Genomic DNA, 14,887 nt, shown 5'->3' with positions numbered 1-14,887 from the left:
TTCTTAAAATTAAAGTTTTCCAAAAATAATCGCCAAACGTCTGAGAAGCAGATGTTTGGCGAATCTTGTTTGCGTAAAAGTTGTCCGAAATGTTCTATCTTTCAAAGTTTCAAGCGTGCAAAGTTGCTCAAAAAAAGGGAGGCGAAGCGGGCTTTTAGGGGCGTCGCATGAATTAGGTTAAGGGGTGTTCTAAAAATTAGGAAAACGTAAGCACTTTCGTTTGAACGTTCCTTATTCCATAATTTACGGAGCGCGCCCCTTAGCCTCCTCTTATTGAAAGTAGATGCGCTTGACGCGGTCGCTGACAGAGGTCAGGATTTCGTAGGGGATGGTGTCGAGCAGGCGTGCCAACTCTGCGGGCGGGAGGTTGTCGCCGAAGATTTCGACCGTGTCGCCTTCGCGGCAGTCCGTGTCCGTCACGTCAATCATGCAGACGTCCATGCAGATGTTGCCGACATAGTCCGCGCGCTGACCGTTCACCAGACAGTAGCCGCGGCGGTTGCCGAGGTGTCGGTTCAAGCCGTCAGCATAGCCAATCGGAATGGCGGCGATGCGAGAGTCACGCTCCAAAACAGTGCGGCGGGAGTAGCCCACGCTGTCCCCTTTCGGGCACTCGCGGATTTGAAGGATGGTGGTGCGCAGCGTCGTCACGTTTTGCAGCGAGCGGTTGTCAATGGGGTCTATGCCATAGAGTCCCAGTCCGAGTCGCACCATGTCGAGGTGGCGTTCGGGGAAGCGTTCGATGCCTGCGCTGTTGCAGATGTGGCGAAGGATTTTGTGGGGGAAGGCTGCCTGCAAGGTCTTTGACGCTTCGTCGAACAAGGCGAACTGGCGGGCGGAGAAGTCGTCGAAGTCGGGGCTGTCGCTGCCGACGAAGTGGGAGAAGACGGAACGGGGAATGACGGAAGTCTGGTGGTGCAGGCGGTCAATGAGTGCCGGCAGATCAAGGCGTGGGTCAAAGCCCAGACGGTGCATGCCCGTGTCCAACTTGATATGAACGGGGAAACCCTGTATGCCTTCCTTCTCAGCAGCCTTGATGAGTGCGTCAAGGAGTTTGAAGTTATAGACCTCGGGTTCGAGTTCATAGTCAAAGAGCGTTTTGAACGCGGTCATTTCCGGATTCATCACGATGATGCCCGCGGTGATGCCGGCACGTCGCAGTTCGGCTCCCTCGTCAGCCACGGCGACGGCAAGATAGTTCACGCCGCGGTCTTGCAGCGTCTTGGCTACTTCCACGCTGCCTGCGCCGTAGGCAGAGGCTTTCACCATGCAGACCATCTTCGTTTCCGGTTTCATGAAGGAGCGATAGTAGTTGAGATTCCCCGCCAGGGCGTCGAGATTGACGTGGAGCGTGGTTTCGTGAACGCGCAGGGAGAGTGCGGCGGTGATTTTCTCAAAGCCGAAGGGTCGCGAGCCTTTGATGAGCACGAGCGAGTCGTGGAGCGTGTCGAGCAAACCGCTGTCGGCAAGGGCTTCGCCGGAGGGGAAGAAGGACTTCTTCATCAGGAAGAGCGAGTGGGCGTGTGAGATTTCCGGTCCGACACCGATGAAGTGGTCGATGGCGCGTCGGTTCAGTAGTTCTGCCACTTTGGCATAGAGTTCCGTGGCGGGAAGTCCGGTTTGGAACATGTCGGAGAGAATCAGCACCTTCTGTTTGTTCTGAATCTCCGGGCGGCGTGCCATGAAGTCGAGGGCGATGTCAAGGGAGGCGGCGTCGGAGTTGTAGGTGTCGTTGATGAGCGTGCAGTTGCGGACGCCTTGGATGACCTCCAAGCGCATGGCGACAGGCTCCAGACGTTTCATTCGACTTGCAATTTCCTCTGCACTGAAGTTCAGACTGAGCAGGACGGCGAGGCAGTGGATGCAGTTCACCGTGGAGGCATCGTCGGTGAAAGGAATGGTCATTGCGGCTTCCGCACCGTGGAAGCGATAGGTGATTCGTGTGCCGCGCTCCAAGGTTTCAACCGCGGAGACGAAGAGGGCGGCACTCGGATTCCGGCGCGACCACGCCAGACGTTCCCCGCGCAGCAGCGAGGTGGCGACACACTCATCGACCACGGCGTCATCGGCGCAATAGACCAAGACCTTTGCGTCCTGGAAGAGCGAAAGTTTTTCGTGGCATTTTTCTTCGACCGACTCGAAGTTTTCCTGGTGGGCAGGACCGATGTTGGTCATGACGCCAATCGTCGGCTGGATGATGGCACGCAGGGCAGCCATCTCACCGGGCTGCGAGATGCCGGCTTCGAAGATGCCAATCTCGCTGTGTTCTCCCAAGAGACAGACGCTGAGCGGCACGCCCACTTGTGAGTTGTAGGACTTCGGCGAGCGGGTCACGTGGAGGGTGGGGGAGAGGAGTTGATAGAGCCACTCCTTCACGACCGTTTTGCCATTTGAGCCGGTGACTCCGATGACGGGAATGTCGTGTTCTTCACGGTGCCGCTCCGCCAGGCGTTGCAGGGCTTTGAGCGGGCTCATCACCTGCAGGAAATTGGCGTCGGGGAAGGCGGTTTCGTGCTCTGCGGGCAACGTGCCGACCACGAAGTTGCGGACGCCGCGGCGATAGAGGTCTGCCACGTAGCGATGACCATCGCCCACCTTGGTGCGGAGGGCAAAGAAGAGAGTGGTTTCGGGAAAGACCAGCGAGCGGCTGTCTGTCAGCAGCCATTCGACTTGGGTTGCGCTGTGTCCGAAGCGACGGGCACCGATGAGCGCGGTGACGTTTTCTATGGTGTATCTCATTTTCTATTGTTTGAGAGTGACATGCTTTAGTAATATGAAAATAATAAGTTGCGTCAGATTTGAATTAGATTTTCGAGGTCAGATTTTCACCCGAAGAAGGAGCATAGGCGTATCTATGTGACTGATGAGGGAGGAAATATGGACCGAAAAGATTTTCAAAGATGATGCAGGTTATTTTTTTGAGGATTACTTAGGGGGTTCAGCATTCGGTTTTGCTCCATTTCTCAAGAAATCTTCGTTCGCGCTCCTCCGCCGCGGCGCGGAAGGCGAGGTCTGCTTCACTGCCGGGATGAAGCGAGCGGTGGGAGCGGTCGCGCAGGATGTGCTCCTTGTCCGTCCGATATTCCTCCAAAAGCGGTGAGAAAGACCACCGGCGGAAACGCTCCCAAACATAGTCCACCGCCTGCTCAGAGGGGTGGAGCATGTCGGCGGCATAGAAGCGATAGTCGCGCAACTCGTCCGTCACAATCTCAAAGGCGGGGAAATAGGCGGTGCGCTCGGGGAAGCGGAGGCAGAGTTCGTCAATGAGCACCAAGAGGCGTGCCTTTGAGAGGGCACTTTCGTGAAAACCGTGCTTCGCATAGCGATAAGGACTCAGCGTGAAGACCACGCGCATCGCCGGACATTGGTCGAAAAGTCGGGACAAGAGTTCTGTCCATTGTGTCAGCATCTGTTCCGTGCGGAGAATCGTCTCCTCGAAGCGGCTGCCGGGTTCTTTGTGACAGTTGGCAATGACAGCACGCTCCGCACTGTCGCGAAGGACGTAGGCGTGGTCCGTGCTGAAGGTGACGACCCAGAGCTGCGACTTCTGCATCGCTGTGCGTGCTGCCGCTTCGTGGGAGAGGAGGCGGCTCGTCAGTGCTTCGCAGTCTGCCGCGGCGAAGTTTGATGCCCACTGCCAGTGGCGCCACAGACCATCGGAGGCGCGAAAGGCGAGGTCCTTGCGGAAATCCTGCGGCGCACGCAAGAGAGCGTCCAACTCTTGGGCGATGGAGGCGGGATTGTAGAGCACTCCGTGGGGGCAGACGCACACGTTTCCGTCAGGCATAGCATCGCGCATCAGACGTCCGACGTGTTCCGCAAAGCAGGAGCCGGAGCACATCACGTGCGAGGAGAGGCTGAGTTCAAGAAAGCGTGGCGGCAGAGCCACTTCGGTGCGGAATTTCATGAGTTCGAAGTCTAATGATGCGCAAAATTACTGCATCGTGCGGGAAGAGGAAAGCAGCAGCGCAAAAACTTTCTTCCTTTTTCTGTTTCGTCTGCGCAGGCAACGCTCCCATCGGCTGTGAAGAGGATGTAATCATTGCCGTTCGCAAAGGTTCAGAAAAGCAAAATGTCCTGAGGACGTAGCCGACGAAAGGACACCAATAGTTTGAAGTCCCGCACAAACCCTACACTGCCGCAGAGCCGCAGTCGCCGCCGTGTAGAGTCTTGAGAAAGTGCGCTTCAACCCTACACTATACGTAAATAAAAGGGGAATGAAAAAACTCTGCAAACTATACACAAAACCCTACACAAACCCTACATTTCTCTGATTTTCCGTTTGTTACGGAGTGTATAGTTTGTGCTCCAAACCCTACACAAACTATACACAAAACCCTACATTGAAGCGTGCAAAACCCTACACGAAAGGTGGGGGTAAACCCTGCACGAAACGGAGCGCAAACCCTGCACTGCAACGGCGCGCTGTTTACTTAGGAGCGCACCTAAGTGAAATTAGGAGTAGGCTAATTTTAACCGGGTGCGCTCCTAGTTTTTCTTAGGTGCGCTCCCAGTTTTTCCTAGGTGCGCTCCCAGTTTTTCTTAGGTGCGCTCCCAGTTTTTCTTAGGTGCGCTCCCAGTTTTAACTGGGTGCGCTCCCAGTTTTAACTGGGTGCGCTCCCAGGCTATTATGACACACCGCCTCCAAAATTTTCCACACCCAACGCCCTTTTTCGGTTTTAACACTTCTTGCTTTCGGCGATGAAAAGTATTATATTTGTACAGAGATATGGGAGGAGCCTCGGCTCCCCCCTTTTTTGTCACTTTCCCTTTAAAAACGGGGGATTTAGAAGCGCATCCGGGAAAAATTTGCCTTCCTCTAATTTTAATTTGCCTTCCTCTAATTTTAATTAGGGGAAGGCAAAGAAAAACTGCGCGCCGAGAAGGCAAAATTGGGAGGCGGAAAGTGTTCCGAAAGGTTAAAAATGTTAATGTCAAATCGCCGAAAAAACGCTCAAAATTGTTGGATTTTTCGGCGTGCAGGAGTGACGGGGCGCGTCACCTCTCCTATTGCCATTTCCTGTTTTAAGTTCGTTACGTTTGTAACGTTCGTTACTTTCGTTACGTTCGTCACAAACGTTACGCACGATTTGCACCATTCGCTCCATTCGTGTTCTAAATTCCATTCGCTCCATTCGCGTTCTAAATTCCATTCGCGAGATTCGTGTTCAAAAACAAAATGTAGGGTTTGTGTTCCGCCTCGTGTATAGTTTTGCGAACGCTCGCGGTGTAGGGTTTTGAACGCTCGCGGTGTAGGGTTTTGCTACCGTTGTGAAGAGTTCTGTGAAGAGTTCTGTGTATAGTTTTGTGTATAGTTTGTGTATAGTTTGAAGCACAAACTATACATTTTGCAACGCGCGGAAAATCAGCGGAATGAAGGGTTGAATGTAGGGTTTGTGTATAGTTTGTATAGTTTTTTTGTTTCCCCTTTTATTTACGTATAGTGTAGGGGTAAAACAACCCTACATTTACGGCTGTGTGCGTAATCATATTTTGAGCGTGCAAAATAGTTTTATCGGAGAACAAAAAACGAAATGAAGTCATTCCAGCAGGCACTTCTCTATCAACTCTCGTGCGCGAATAATCACTCACCTCAGAGTCATGTTTTGTTTTTTGCGCGCAAAGTCGGAAGCAGCGAGCGGAAAATTTCATTCCTATCGCAATTTGGCGTAAATTTGCTCTGCAAAACACACACATACGGTTCTCACACCATGAAAATACTTTTCCTTTCCGACATCCACGGCTCCGTGCCCGCGTTGCAAACGGTGCTGCAATTCTTTGACCAGCACCATTTTGATTTGCTCGTCATCCTCGGCGACTTGCTGAACTATGGTCCCCGAAACGGTTTGCCCGACGGACTCGATGCGCCGGGCGTCGTCGATCTCCTCAACGAGCGAGCCGACAAGATTCTCGCCGTGAGAGGCAACTGCGACTCCGAAGTGGACCAAATGCTGCTCCACTTCCCCATTCAGGGAACCTATGCCCTGTTGGTTGACGAGGGCGTGAAGTTTTTCCTGACCCACGGTCACATCTACAACGAGCAGTGCCTCCCGCAGGCTCCGGCGTGTGACGTCTTCGTCTATGGGCACACCCACGTCATGCGACTCGAGGCTGCTGATGAGGAAACACATCGCCCCGCCATCCTCAATCCCGGCTCACCAACGTTCCCCAAAGGCGGAAACCCGCCGACCTTCGCCACTTGGAGCAGCGGAAAACTCGCGTTGCGCACCTTTGACGGGCAGGTCATCCGTACCCTCGACATCCTCCCCTGCGAATTCTGAACGATGCGCAGAGAGAAGTTCTAATCGCGCTCAAGGAACGGCGTTCTATGCGAGAAGGTCTCACTCGCAATGTTCCGCAGAAGAAAAAAGACAGGTGCTGAAAGCACGACAGATTCACGAAAAAGATTTTTTTCGAGGAATCGGTCATGCTCTCAGCACCTCTTTTATGCCCCTCCCTCGCGCGCGTATATATATAATAAGGAGTATATGAGACGTGAAAAGCGTCAAATCCTGCCGCATCGTTGCCTCTTCGTGACATACTGACAAAGTGTCATTTTGAAAAAAATCATCGTTTCGAATGTTTTGGCACGCACTTTGCTTTAAGTAGGGTGTCCGCCCGAAAAAAAGAACGGCGGGCAGAAAGAATCGAATAAATAACAAACAAAAACAAATACACATCATGGGAAAAATCATTGGAATTGACCTCGGAACGACAAACTCTTGCGTATCCGTTTTTGAAGGTAACGAACCCACCGTCATTGCCAACAGCGAAGGCAAACGCACCACTCCTTCCGTGGTCGCTTTCGTCGAAGGCGGCGAAAGAAAAGTCGGAGACCCCGCCAAGCGTCAGGCAATCACCAACCCGCAACGCACCATCTACTCCATCAAACGTTTCATGGGTGAAACCTACGACCAGGTGAGCAAAGAAATCTCACGCATGCCCTATTCTGTCGTGCGCGGCGAAAACAACACAGCCCGTGTCGAAGTGGACGGACGTCAATATACGCCCCAGGAAATCTCCGCCATGGTTCTTCAGAAAATGAAGAAAACAGCCGAAGACTACCTCGGACAGGAAGTGACCGAAGCTGTCATCACCGTGCCCGCCTACTTCAGCGACTCTCAGCGTCAGGCAACCAAAGAAGCCGGACAAATCGCAGGTCTCGAAGTCAAGAGAATCGTCAACGAACCGACTGCCGCTGCACTTGCCTACGGCATCGACAAAGCCAACAAAGACATGAAGATTGCAGTCTTCGACCTCGGTGGCGGTACGTTCGATATTTCTATCCTTGAATTTGGCGGCGGCGTCTTCGAAGTGCTCTCCACCAACGGCGACACTCACCTCGGCGGCGACGACTTCGACCACGTCATCATCGACTGGCTCGTTCAAGAGTTCAAAAACGACGAAGGCGCAGACCTGACCACCGACCCGATGGCGATGCAACGACTCAAGGAAGCTGCCGAGAAAGCAAAGATTGAACTTTCCAGCTCCTCTTCCACCGAAATCAATCTGCCCTACATCATGCCCGTTGGCGGTGTGCCCAAACACTTGGTGAAGACGCTGACTCGCGCCAAGTTCGAAGCCTTGGCTCACTCTCTCATCGAAGCCTGCAAAGCTCCGTGCGAAGCAGCCCTCCAAGGCGCAGGTCTCTCCACCTCTGACATTGACGAAGTCATCCTCGTCGGCGGCTCCACCCGTATTCCCGCCGTGCAGGAACTCGTGGAGAAATTCTTCGGCAAAGCTCCTTCCAAGGGCGTGAACCCCGACGAAGTGGTCGCTGTCGGTGCTGCCATCCAAGGTGCCATCTTGAACAAAGAAGAAGGTGTGGGCGACATCGTGCTCCTTGACGTGACTCCCCTCTCCTTGGGCATTGAAACCCTCGGTGGCGTGATGACCAAGTTGATTGATGCCAACTCCACCATCCCCTGCAAGAAGAGCCAAGTCTTCTCCACCGCAGAGGACAACCAACCTGAAGTGACGATTCACGTGCTCCAAGGCGAACGCCAGTTTGCTCGCGACAACAAGAGCATCGGTCGCTTCAACCTCGCCGGCATCGCTCCCGCACGCCGTGGCGTTCCCCAGATTGAAGTCACCTTCGACATCGATGCCAACGGCATCTTGAAAGTGTCTGCCAAAGACAAAGCCACGGGCAAGGAACAGACCATCCGTATCGAAGCTTCCAGCGGTCTTTCAGAAGATGAAATCAACCGCATGAAGGCTGAAGCACAGGCAAACGCTGAGGCGGACAAGAAAGAACGTGAACGCGTGGATAAGATCAACGAAGCTGACTCCATGATTTTCCAGACGGAGAACCAACTCAAGGAACTCGGCGACAAACTCCCCGCAGACCACAAGGGTGCCATTGAAACTGCTCTCGGCAAACTGAAAGAGGCACACAAGTCTCAGGACCTCGCCGCCATTGACGCCGCCAAGGCTGAACTGAACAACGCTTGGCAGACTGCCAGTGCGCAGATGTATCAGCAGACCGGTGCTCAGCCCGGTGCAGGTGCCGGCTTCCAAGGCGGTCCTCAGCAACCCGGTGCCGGCAGCTCTTCCGCCAACAACGAAAACGTGCAAGACGCCGACTTCGAGGAGGTGAAGTAAGCCACAGATAAATAAAAATAAATTAGGAGTCAGATCCGTGTAGTTCAACGAGCTACACGGATTTGTTGTTCACAAGCCCCTCCCCAAAAAAGAGTCGAATTTTTATGGCATCACACTTGGGGTATGATGCCGGTGTTAGACAAACCATCGGTGCCTTTATCAAAGCAGCGAGGTTGAAATGGAAGAGTGAACCAACTTGACACTTGTCGATGTGAATGCCGTAGAGCGATTGCGCAACACCAAGAATGCCGAAACTGCTCGTGCAGACAAGGCAGAAAGCGAACTACACTCGCTTCGGTCAGTTTATCAAAACCTCCTGGGAAAGTGGTATGCCCTTTGGAAGAACCAGAGCACAACGAGGCAGCAAGGAAGGTCAAGGAGCGCAAAGAGCGTGAGGCTCGACTTACCGAAGAGAAACAAGACCGATACCAGAACATCCTCAATCGCTTTATCGCAGAAGGACGTGCCACCCTCAGAGCGTTCGCCTTTTCAAATAGAACGAACTTCAACGTCAAAAAGGCTGCATCCATCTACTACGGCATCATGGCTGTTGCCCATAAGATGGAATTGAGCCTCGGCACAAAGGAAGGTATTACCTCGGCCGTCAACGGCTGTGTCGACCAACTCACAATTTGGGATGGTACGAAGAACCATATTATAAATTATTGGTGTCCGCTAAAAATCTTTGGTGATTTCAGGAACTTCTATTTTCTCGGACAGCCGATATACTGGACGCACAAGTAGTCTTTTGGTTGCTGTAAAGGGACAGAATATGCCTCAAAATAGCAAATATAGCCATTCACGGTTAGGTTTATGTCGTGTGAGAGACGGAATTTTTAGCGGACAGCCGTTGTTACCTCTTAAGAGGGGGCTTGTCTTTCGCCAAAAACCGTATTATTCGACACAAAAACATGTTTAGCGGACAGTAATAAAAATAAACTAACCACGCACCCATAGTTTTCACTATAAAAATACCCCTCTCATTGAGAATGCAACGCAATCTTAAATGAAAGAGCCGTGTCGATTAAGTGATTTTACTAGCTGACCATGTATCGGCTGTCCGAAGAAATTACGACTTTTGCTCATGGTTATCTACGTTTATGTCCAAAAGCAAAGTAACCATTTAGGGCTGACTCCTGCAATAGGTGCCAGCCCTAATTTTTCATCGCCTCTTGAAAAGTTTAGCGGACAGTAATAATTAAAAAAGGATGGCAAGTACATCAATCCTGCCATCCTGCTCAATCTTATCAAGCAAACATCTATGAGCAATATGTTTGCCGAGAACACTACCAATCCTGAAACCTAACCAATCCTTTGACCTTTACCATTCAGTATCACACCATCTTCGTCATTGTCCTTGCAAAGGTACATGTCATAACCTATTGCCTGGATGCTACAGTATGAAGGAGGTGTGATGACCTTGCCATCTGCTGTCATCAGTCCATACCATCCGCTTTCTGCCTCATAACGCCGGCATTTTGCCATCTTCTCCACTGGCAACGGCTCAATGTTTTCCGTCTCACTGGTGAGTGTGCCTTCCTCATTGTAATTCTTAGAGGTGGAGTAGCGTAACTCATCAGACTCGTAGGTCATATAACTAACGTCATTGATGTAGAAATCATTGATAATCTCACCGCTATGGTCGTAACGTTGAATGATGTGGTTGCTGAGAGTAACACTGATATATTCGCTGCTTACCCAAATTTGACCTTTCGTGAACGGAATGACCGTGTTCAGCGTGCTGTCCAATACACTTTTGCCCTCTCCGTTATCGACAATCCAGAAGTTCCCGGAAGATTCGATGGAGAAATATTCTGGCTTCAACACCCACTTGCCCTGCTTGTCCAGCAGTCCGAATCGGTCACGGCGTTCATTGTGGACAATACATCGGTTGTTGTGGAACACGTAACCCTCTGCTCCTGGGATATAAGGAATCTGTGGGTCTATCACCACCTTTCCCGATGCGTCGATGAACTTGATCCAGCCTCCATCATCCACCGATGCCAGTCCATCGGAGAAAATCCACGCATGGCTGTACTTCGGCTCAATGACAGGTTTGCCGGTGAACATATTGAAATAGCCGCGCTTCTTGCCGTCGCTGTAGCATATCAGTGAGTCCATGCCCAACGGCCTGGCTATCCACTTGATGCCTGTAATGGTCTTCTTGCCGTCAGCAGTCTTCAGGAAACCGTCTTCATCGTAGTAGGTGTAATAGGTGACATTGCGGGAGATGTACTGCGTATCGTAATACGAGTCATCAAAATGCCTGTTTACCTCCAACCGATAGCAGGCAGTACGACAGAAATCCCAACCTGCGGCTATGGCCAGCAACAGCATCAGGAACGCAAAGCAGCTGCCCACCGTTCGACGGAGAATCTTGCCATACTTGGAGTCATCCCTCATGCCCAATATCACCGTAAACCAATTGGCAATGCCAGCGAGGAGGGCGGTCAACCCATACCAGAACAGAATGAAAGCCCTTTTCATTGATGTTATCTTCGTTCTCATTTTCCTTCCTCCTCATCAAAAGCTTCGTCTGCCATACTGGTATATAGGTTGTGCCGCTCCTCTGCCGACATGGGTGCTGAGCATTCGTCTGCCTCCTTCATCTTCATGCACGAGAGACGTGAGAAGAAGTTCATGCGGGTGCTGGTGTCCTTGCCCATCGAGGCGCGTGTGCCCTGGTCGTTATAGGCAAAGTTGCGCGAGTTGCGGATTGAGAGCTTCATCGCCACCTCCACGGAATCCTGGTTGGCGCCCATATAGGTGAATGTCCATCCCTCACCACGCAGACGCTCCACAAGTTCCTTGATGGTCTTGCCATTGTACTCGTGCGAGGCATTCTCCATGCCGTCGGTGATGATGGTGACGACTACCACACTGTCCTCAATCCCCTTGACATGCTTGCGCATGGCTGTGAGTGTGATGCCCATGGCATCATATAACGGTGTTGTGCAACAGGGCTGAAAATCCTCCATCTTCAGCGGATGGGCATCGGTCACGGGTGTCTTGTCAAACACGTGCTTCGTCTCACAACTGCAAAACGTCACCAATGACACGAAATGGTCTTGTGTCTCGGCAAACTTCTCCTGCGCTTTCTTGATACCTGCCAAGGTCTCGTTGAAGCCCTCAACGGCAGCCTGACGAATACACTCCATCGAACCGCTGCGGTCGAGGATAATCACATTGAAGACCTGTGTCTTCTTAATCTCTTGCTTGTTCTTTACTTTTTCCATCGTTTCAAATATTTATTGTTTATCTTATTCTATATTATCCACACTCACTGTATCTGCAACAATTTCAACTCTCTCATTGGGAAAACTGATGAATGCCTCCAATCTCTTTACATCACTTTCGGTTAATAGAGGAGTGCCCACATCTTTTTTATGATAAGCGAGCAACCATCTGGCTTCTCTCCGGGAGAGCAATGCATGTTCGTCAGCCTTCATATAATAGTAGGCGACTTTCCTCTCATCAATAATGCCGTTTTCGTCTGGCTTTCGACTGAGTTTGCCGAGCAGCTTATATGCCAATGGGATTCTTTCCGCAAGCTGTTCCAACTTCATCTTATCGAGCTGAATCTTTCCTTTCCGGTCCAGCAAAGCGTTCAGCAATGCCGCAAAATCACTTCCACGTTCAGAGGCATCCCTTATGATTTCAAGTCCACGAATGGTATCACCGCTTTCCACACACAGAACACCGAAGAAAGCGTATGCGTCGGGACTGTCGATTGTAGCCAGTTGCACCATAATGCTGTCTTTCTCTTCTCTCAGTTGGTCACTGCTTTTGTCCATTAGGTTACAGAAATGTTTGATGTCGTTATCATCGGGGATTTGTGTCATATATTCCATTTTGTTATGAATGGCACCATGGATTCGTGCTTGTTCTACCATGGCCATCATTCCGAGGAAATCTTTTTTCACGCCGATGCCATCCCTGTAGCAGTCTGCAAGTTGCAAATAGGCCTGGCCGTCACCCCAGCGTGCCCTTTCAACAAGAGCATTGATCTCTGCGCTGCCATTGGCATTCTCCTTGACCAAATCAGACTCTTTCACATCTGCGATGCTCTCTGCCAGTTGCGTGTCAGAACATGAGGCTAATATGGCCACCATAAATAGGATAATACATTCCTTCATAGTCATACCTTATATGATTTACATGAATTCAGCTTTTGCCTTGTGATATGCGGAACGCACCATGCCAAGGATGTTCAGTACATGCTCCACGTTGTTCGTCAGGCTCTCCATGTCGGTATAGAAGAACTCGCAGCTGGCTGTTACGCTTTTCAATGTCTGGTCAATATACACCTTGGCAAGCTTTACTTCACGGCTCACCTTGTTGCAGACAGCCAGTGTGAGGGTTTCTTCTCCTTCGTTCACTTCGGAAAACTGGGGCAGAATCGCCGAAATATACTGCTCTTCCTCCAGACCCGTCAAAAAGAAGATGCTTTTCATCTGGAACCGGACGCAAATGTCGCCGTCGTCATCCACATGGGGCTTGTAACCGAGGCTCTCAATAGCCTCAAATATCATTTCTTTCTTTGTCATAGTCTTGACCTCCTGTTTATTAGTTGTCACCATCATCAGAAATTTCCTCTACCACGATTTCCTCTGCTTCGTCTGTAGTGTCATCATCAGAGGAATCGCTTGTCATCGTTTCCTCAATCTCAGCCATCGCCTTGCGAGCAAAGACAAGGCTCGCCTCCAAGTGAAGTATCATGCGTGAGATTACCGTCATCAGGTCTTCCTCGCCACAGAGTTGACTTTCAGTCTTCTTCTCTCGCGACTCGGCATAGTCCGAACAAGTTCGACTCTGCTCTCGCTGCTCGATCAGTTCACGCTCATAGAACAACCAGACGCTGTTTCCAAGCATATAGGCCTTGATATACTTCAGCGTGGAGTTGATTTTTTCCAACAAGGCGCATATCTGCAACATCTTGTCGTCCTCCACCTCAACGATGCCGGGAAGTGCAATGTTGAGAAACTCCTCGTCGTTCTCATTGTACATATACAGCAGGTTCAGTCCCTCGTAGTTGAAGCAATACCCCATGCCTTCCTCTTCTTCCAACTTGAACCCCAACTCTCTGAATGCTTCCAAAATTTTCTCTTTCATAATTATTCAATTTAGTTATTATTATTCATCTAAAACCTATTGTAGCATGTCGACAGCCCTCATCCTTAGGAGAGAACTCATTCCTCACTCGCTCATATTCCCGCAGGTCTCTGCCAGTGACAGACGGGCGCTTCTTGGAAATGACTTCTTCGAGCAGAGTCTGGCTGATAGGCTGGTACTCGTCTGTGCAGCCCTTGATAGTGGCATTGAACATCTTTCTTGCCGCCGACCTCACTATGTAACTAATGTCGCTGCAGTTATAGCCCTCTGTCAGCTCTGCCAGTCGGTTGATGTCAATCCCCTCATCCGAGGGAAGTTTAGAGAGTGCCAACGAGAACAGACTCTTGCGGGCTTCCTGGTCGGGCATGTCTATATATACCATCTCGTCAATACGTCCTGTCCGTAGCACAGCCTTGTCGATGCGTTCAGGATGGTTGGTGGCAGCAAGGACATATACACCACGTTCGGAGGCATTGTTGAGCATACAGAGGAACTCGTTGACCTCACTGTCATAGTGTTGGTTTGCCTCGTCACCGGAGCGTTTCGGCACCATGGCATCAAACTCGTCGAAGAACAGCAGTGTGGGTGCTTTCTTCTCTGCGTCTTTGAATACTTCGCCTATCTTCTGTTGTGTTCCGTGTACCCAAGTACAGGCGAGGTCATCAGGCACAATCTTCATGAAGTTGATGCCAATCTCCTCGGCCATCTTCTCAGCGAAGAACGTCTTGCCGCAACCAGCAGGACCATAAAAAAGCATGGAGGGTGGCTTGATACCATATACCTCGGCACACTTGCGATTCTTCAGCACATTGATAAATCCCTCGGTCACAAACTCCTTCAGCTCATTCATGCCTGCAATGTCTCCAAATCCATGACCATTGGCTTTCTTCTCTGCTACTGGCTTGTGCTCAGCCTCTTTTGCGGGAGCTGTCTTCTGTTCTGTTACCGGCTGTCCTCCGCATATGCGGCGCAACCAGTCTTTCTCGGCTTCTGATGTCTGCATATTTTCAATCCTCCACTGTTTTGTTTTACTTCTATGATAAGAGAGTGGCATTTGTAACCATTGTCTATCATCTAACACTACTTTCTGGTGAAAAAAATATCCCTTTGGTCTATTGTGCCTGTTTGCCACATTAGCCAAAGGGATATTATCATTGCATTCATGCAATCT

The 14,887-nt window shown here is 50.9% G+C and carries 11 protein-coding genes; 3 read left to right on the top strand and 8 right to left on the bottom strand.

Features of this window, described 5'->3' with window-relative positions; all coding sequences use genetic code 11:
- Nucleotides 1-270: 270 nt before the first annotated feature.
- Together I6E40_RS02310 and I6E40_RS02305 are read right to left on the bottom strand one after the other, a co-directional pair.
- The gene (locus tag I6E40_RS02310) at nt 271-2,739 is read right to left on the bottom strand and encodes a bifunctional UDP-N-acetylmuramoyl-tripeptide:D-alanyl-D-alanine ligase/alanine racemase (RefSeq protein WP_235385241.1); all 2,469 of its coding nucleotides are present in this window, start codon (nt 2,737-2,739) and stop codon (nt 271-273) included.
- 199 nt (nt 2,740-2,938) lie between these two features.
- Nucleotides 2,939-3,907 carry a GSCFA domain-containing protein gene (locus I6E40_RS02305; RefSeq protein ID WP_235385240.1) on the bottom strand — a complete coding sequence of 323 codons (969 nt, stop codon included), beginning with the start codon at nt 3,905-3,907 and terminating at the stop codon, nt 2,939-2,941.
- 1,804 nt (nt 3,908-5,711) lie between these two features.
- On the opposite strand from I6E40_RS02305, the gene yfcE reads away from it, so the two are divergent.
- From yfcE to I6E40_RS02290, 3 genes are all read left to right on the top strand, one after another.
- A complete protein-coding gene (yfcE, locus tag I6E40_RS02300; RefSeq protein WP_235385239.1) occupies nt 5,712-6,281 on the top strand; it encodes a phosphodiesterase in 570 nt (189 codons plus the stop codon).
- Between the two features lie 397 nt (nt 6,282-6,678).
- Nucleotides 6,679-8,604 carry a molecular chaperone DnaK gene (gene dnaK / locus I6E40_RS02295; protein WP_317207393.1) on the top strand — a complete coding sequence of 642 codons (1,926 nt, stop codon included), beginning with the start codon at nt 6,679-6,681 and terminating at the stop codon, nt 8,602-8,604.
- Nucleotides 8,605-8,928: 324 nt separating this feature from the next.
- A complete protein-coding gene (locus tag I6E40_RS02290; RefSeq protein ID WP_235385237.1) occupies nt 8,929-9,348 on the top strand; it encodes a hypothetical protein in 420 nt (139 codons plus the stop codon).
- Nucleotides 9,349-9,906: 558 nt separating this feature from the next.
- Here the strand turns inward: I6E40_RS02290 and I6E40_RS02285 are convergent.
- From I6E40_RS02285 to I6E40_RS02260, 6 genes are read right to left on the bottom strand one after another with little or no spacing between them, the layout of a single operon-like run.
- Nucleotides 9,907-11,091: a WG repeat-containing protein gene (locus I6E40_RS02285; protein ID WP_235385236.1), complete on the bottom strand. Its 1,185-nt coding sequence runs from the start codon at nt 11,089-11,091 to the stop codon at nt 9,907-9,909.
- A 17-nt stretch (nt 11,092-11,108) separates the two neighbouring features.
- Complete coding sequence (locus I6E40_RS02280; protein WP_235385235.1) at nt 11,109-11,840, bottom strand: vWA domain-containing protein; 732 nt, start codon at nt 11,838-11,840, stop codon at nt 11,109-11,111.
- A gap of 24 nt (nt 11,841-11,864) precedes the next feature.
- Nucleotides 11,865-12,746 carry a hypothetical protein gene (locus I6E40_RS02275; protein WP_235385234.1) on the bottom strand — a complete coding sequence of 294 codons (882 nt, stop codon included), beginning with the start codon at nt 12,744-12,746 and terminating at the stop codon, nt 11,865-11,867.
- Nucleotides 12,747-12,758: 12 nt separating this feature from the next.
- Nucleotides 12,759-13,151 carry a YbjN domain-containing protein gene (locus I6E40_RS02270; RefSeq protein ID WP_235385233.1) on the bottom strand — a complete coding sequence of 131 codons (393 nt, stop codon included), beginning with the start codon at nt 13,149-13,151 and terminating at the stop codon, nt 12,759-12,761.
- A gap of 19 nt (nt 13,152-13,170) precedes the next feature.
- Nucleotides 13,171-13,716, bottom strand: coding sequence for a hypothetical protein (locus tag I6E40_RS02265; protein ID WP_235385232.1), 546 nt, complete (start codon nt 13,714-13,716; stop codon nt 13,171-13,173).
- 25 nt (nt 13,717-13,741) lie between these two features.
- Nucleotides 13,742-14,719, bottom strand: a complete 978-nt coding sequence (locus I6E40_RS02260) for an ATP-binding protein (RefSeq protein ID WP_235385231.1) — start codon at nt 14,717-14,719, stop codon at nt 13,742-13,744.
- Nucleotides 14,720-14,887 lie beyond the last annotated feature (168 nt).

This window comes from Prevotellamassilia timonensis (genome assembly GCF_021531665.1).
Classification (GTDB): Bacteria; Bacteroidota; Bacteroidia; order Bacteroidales; family Bacteroidaceae; genus Alloprevotella.
The sequence above is the reverse complement of the archived record's forward strand: the minus strand, read 5'-3'. Positions and strand labels throughout refer to the sequence as shown.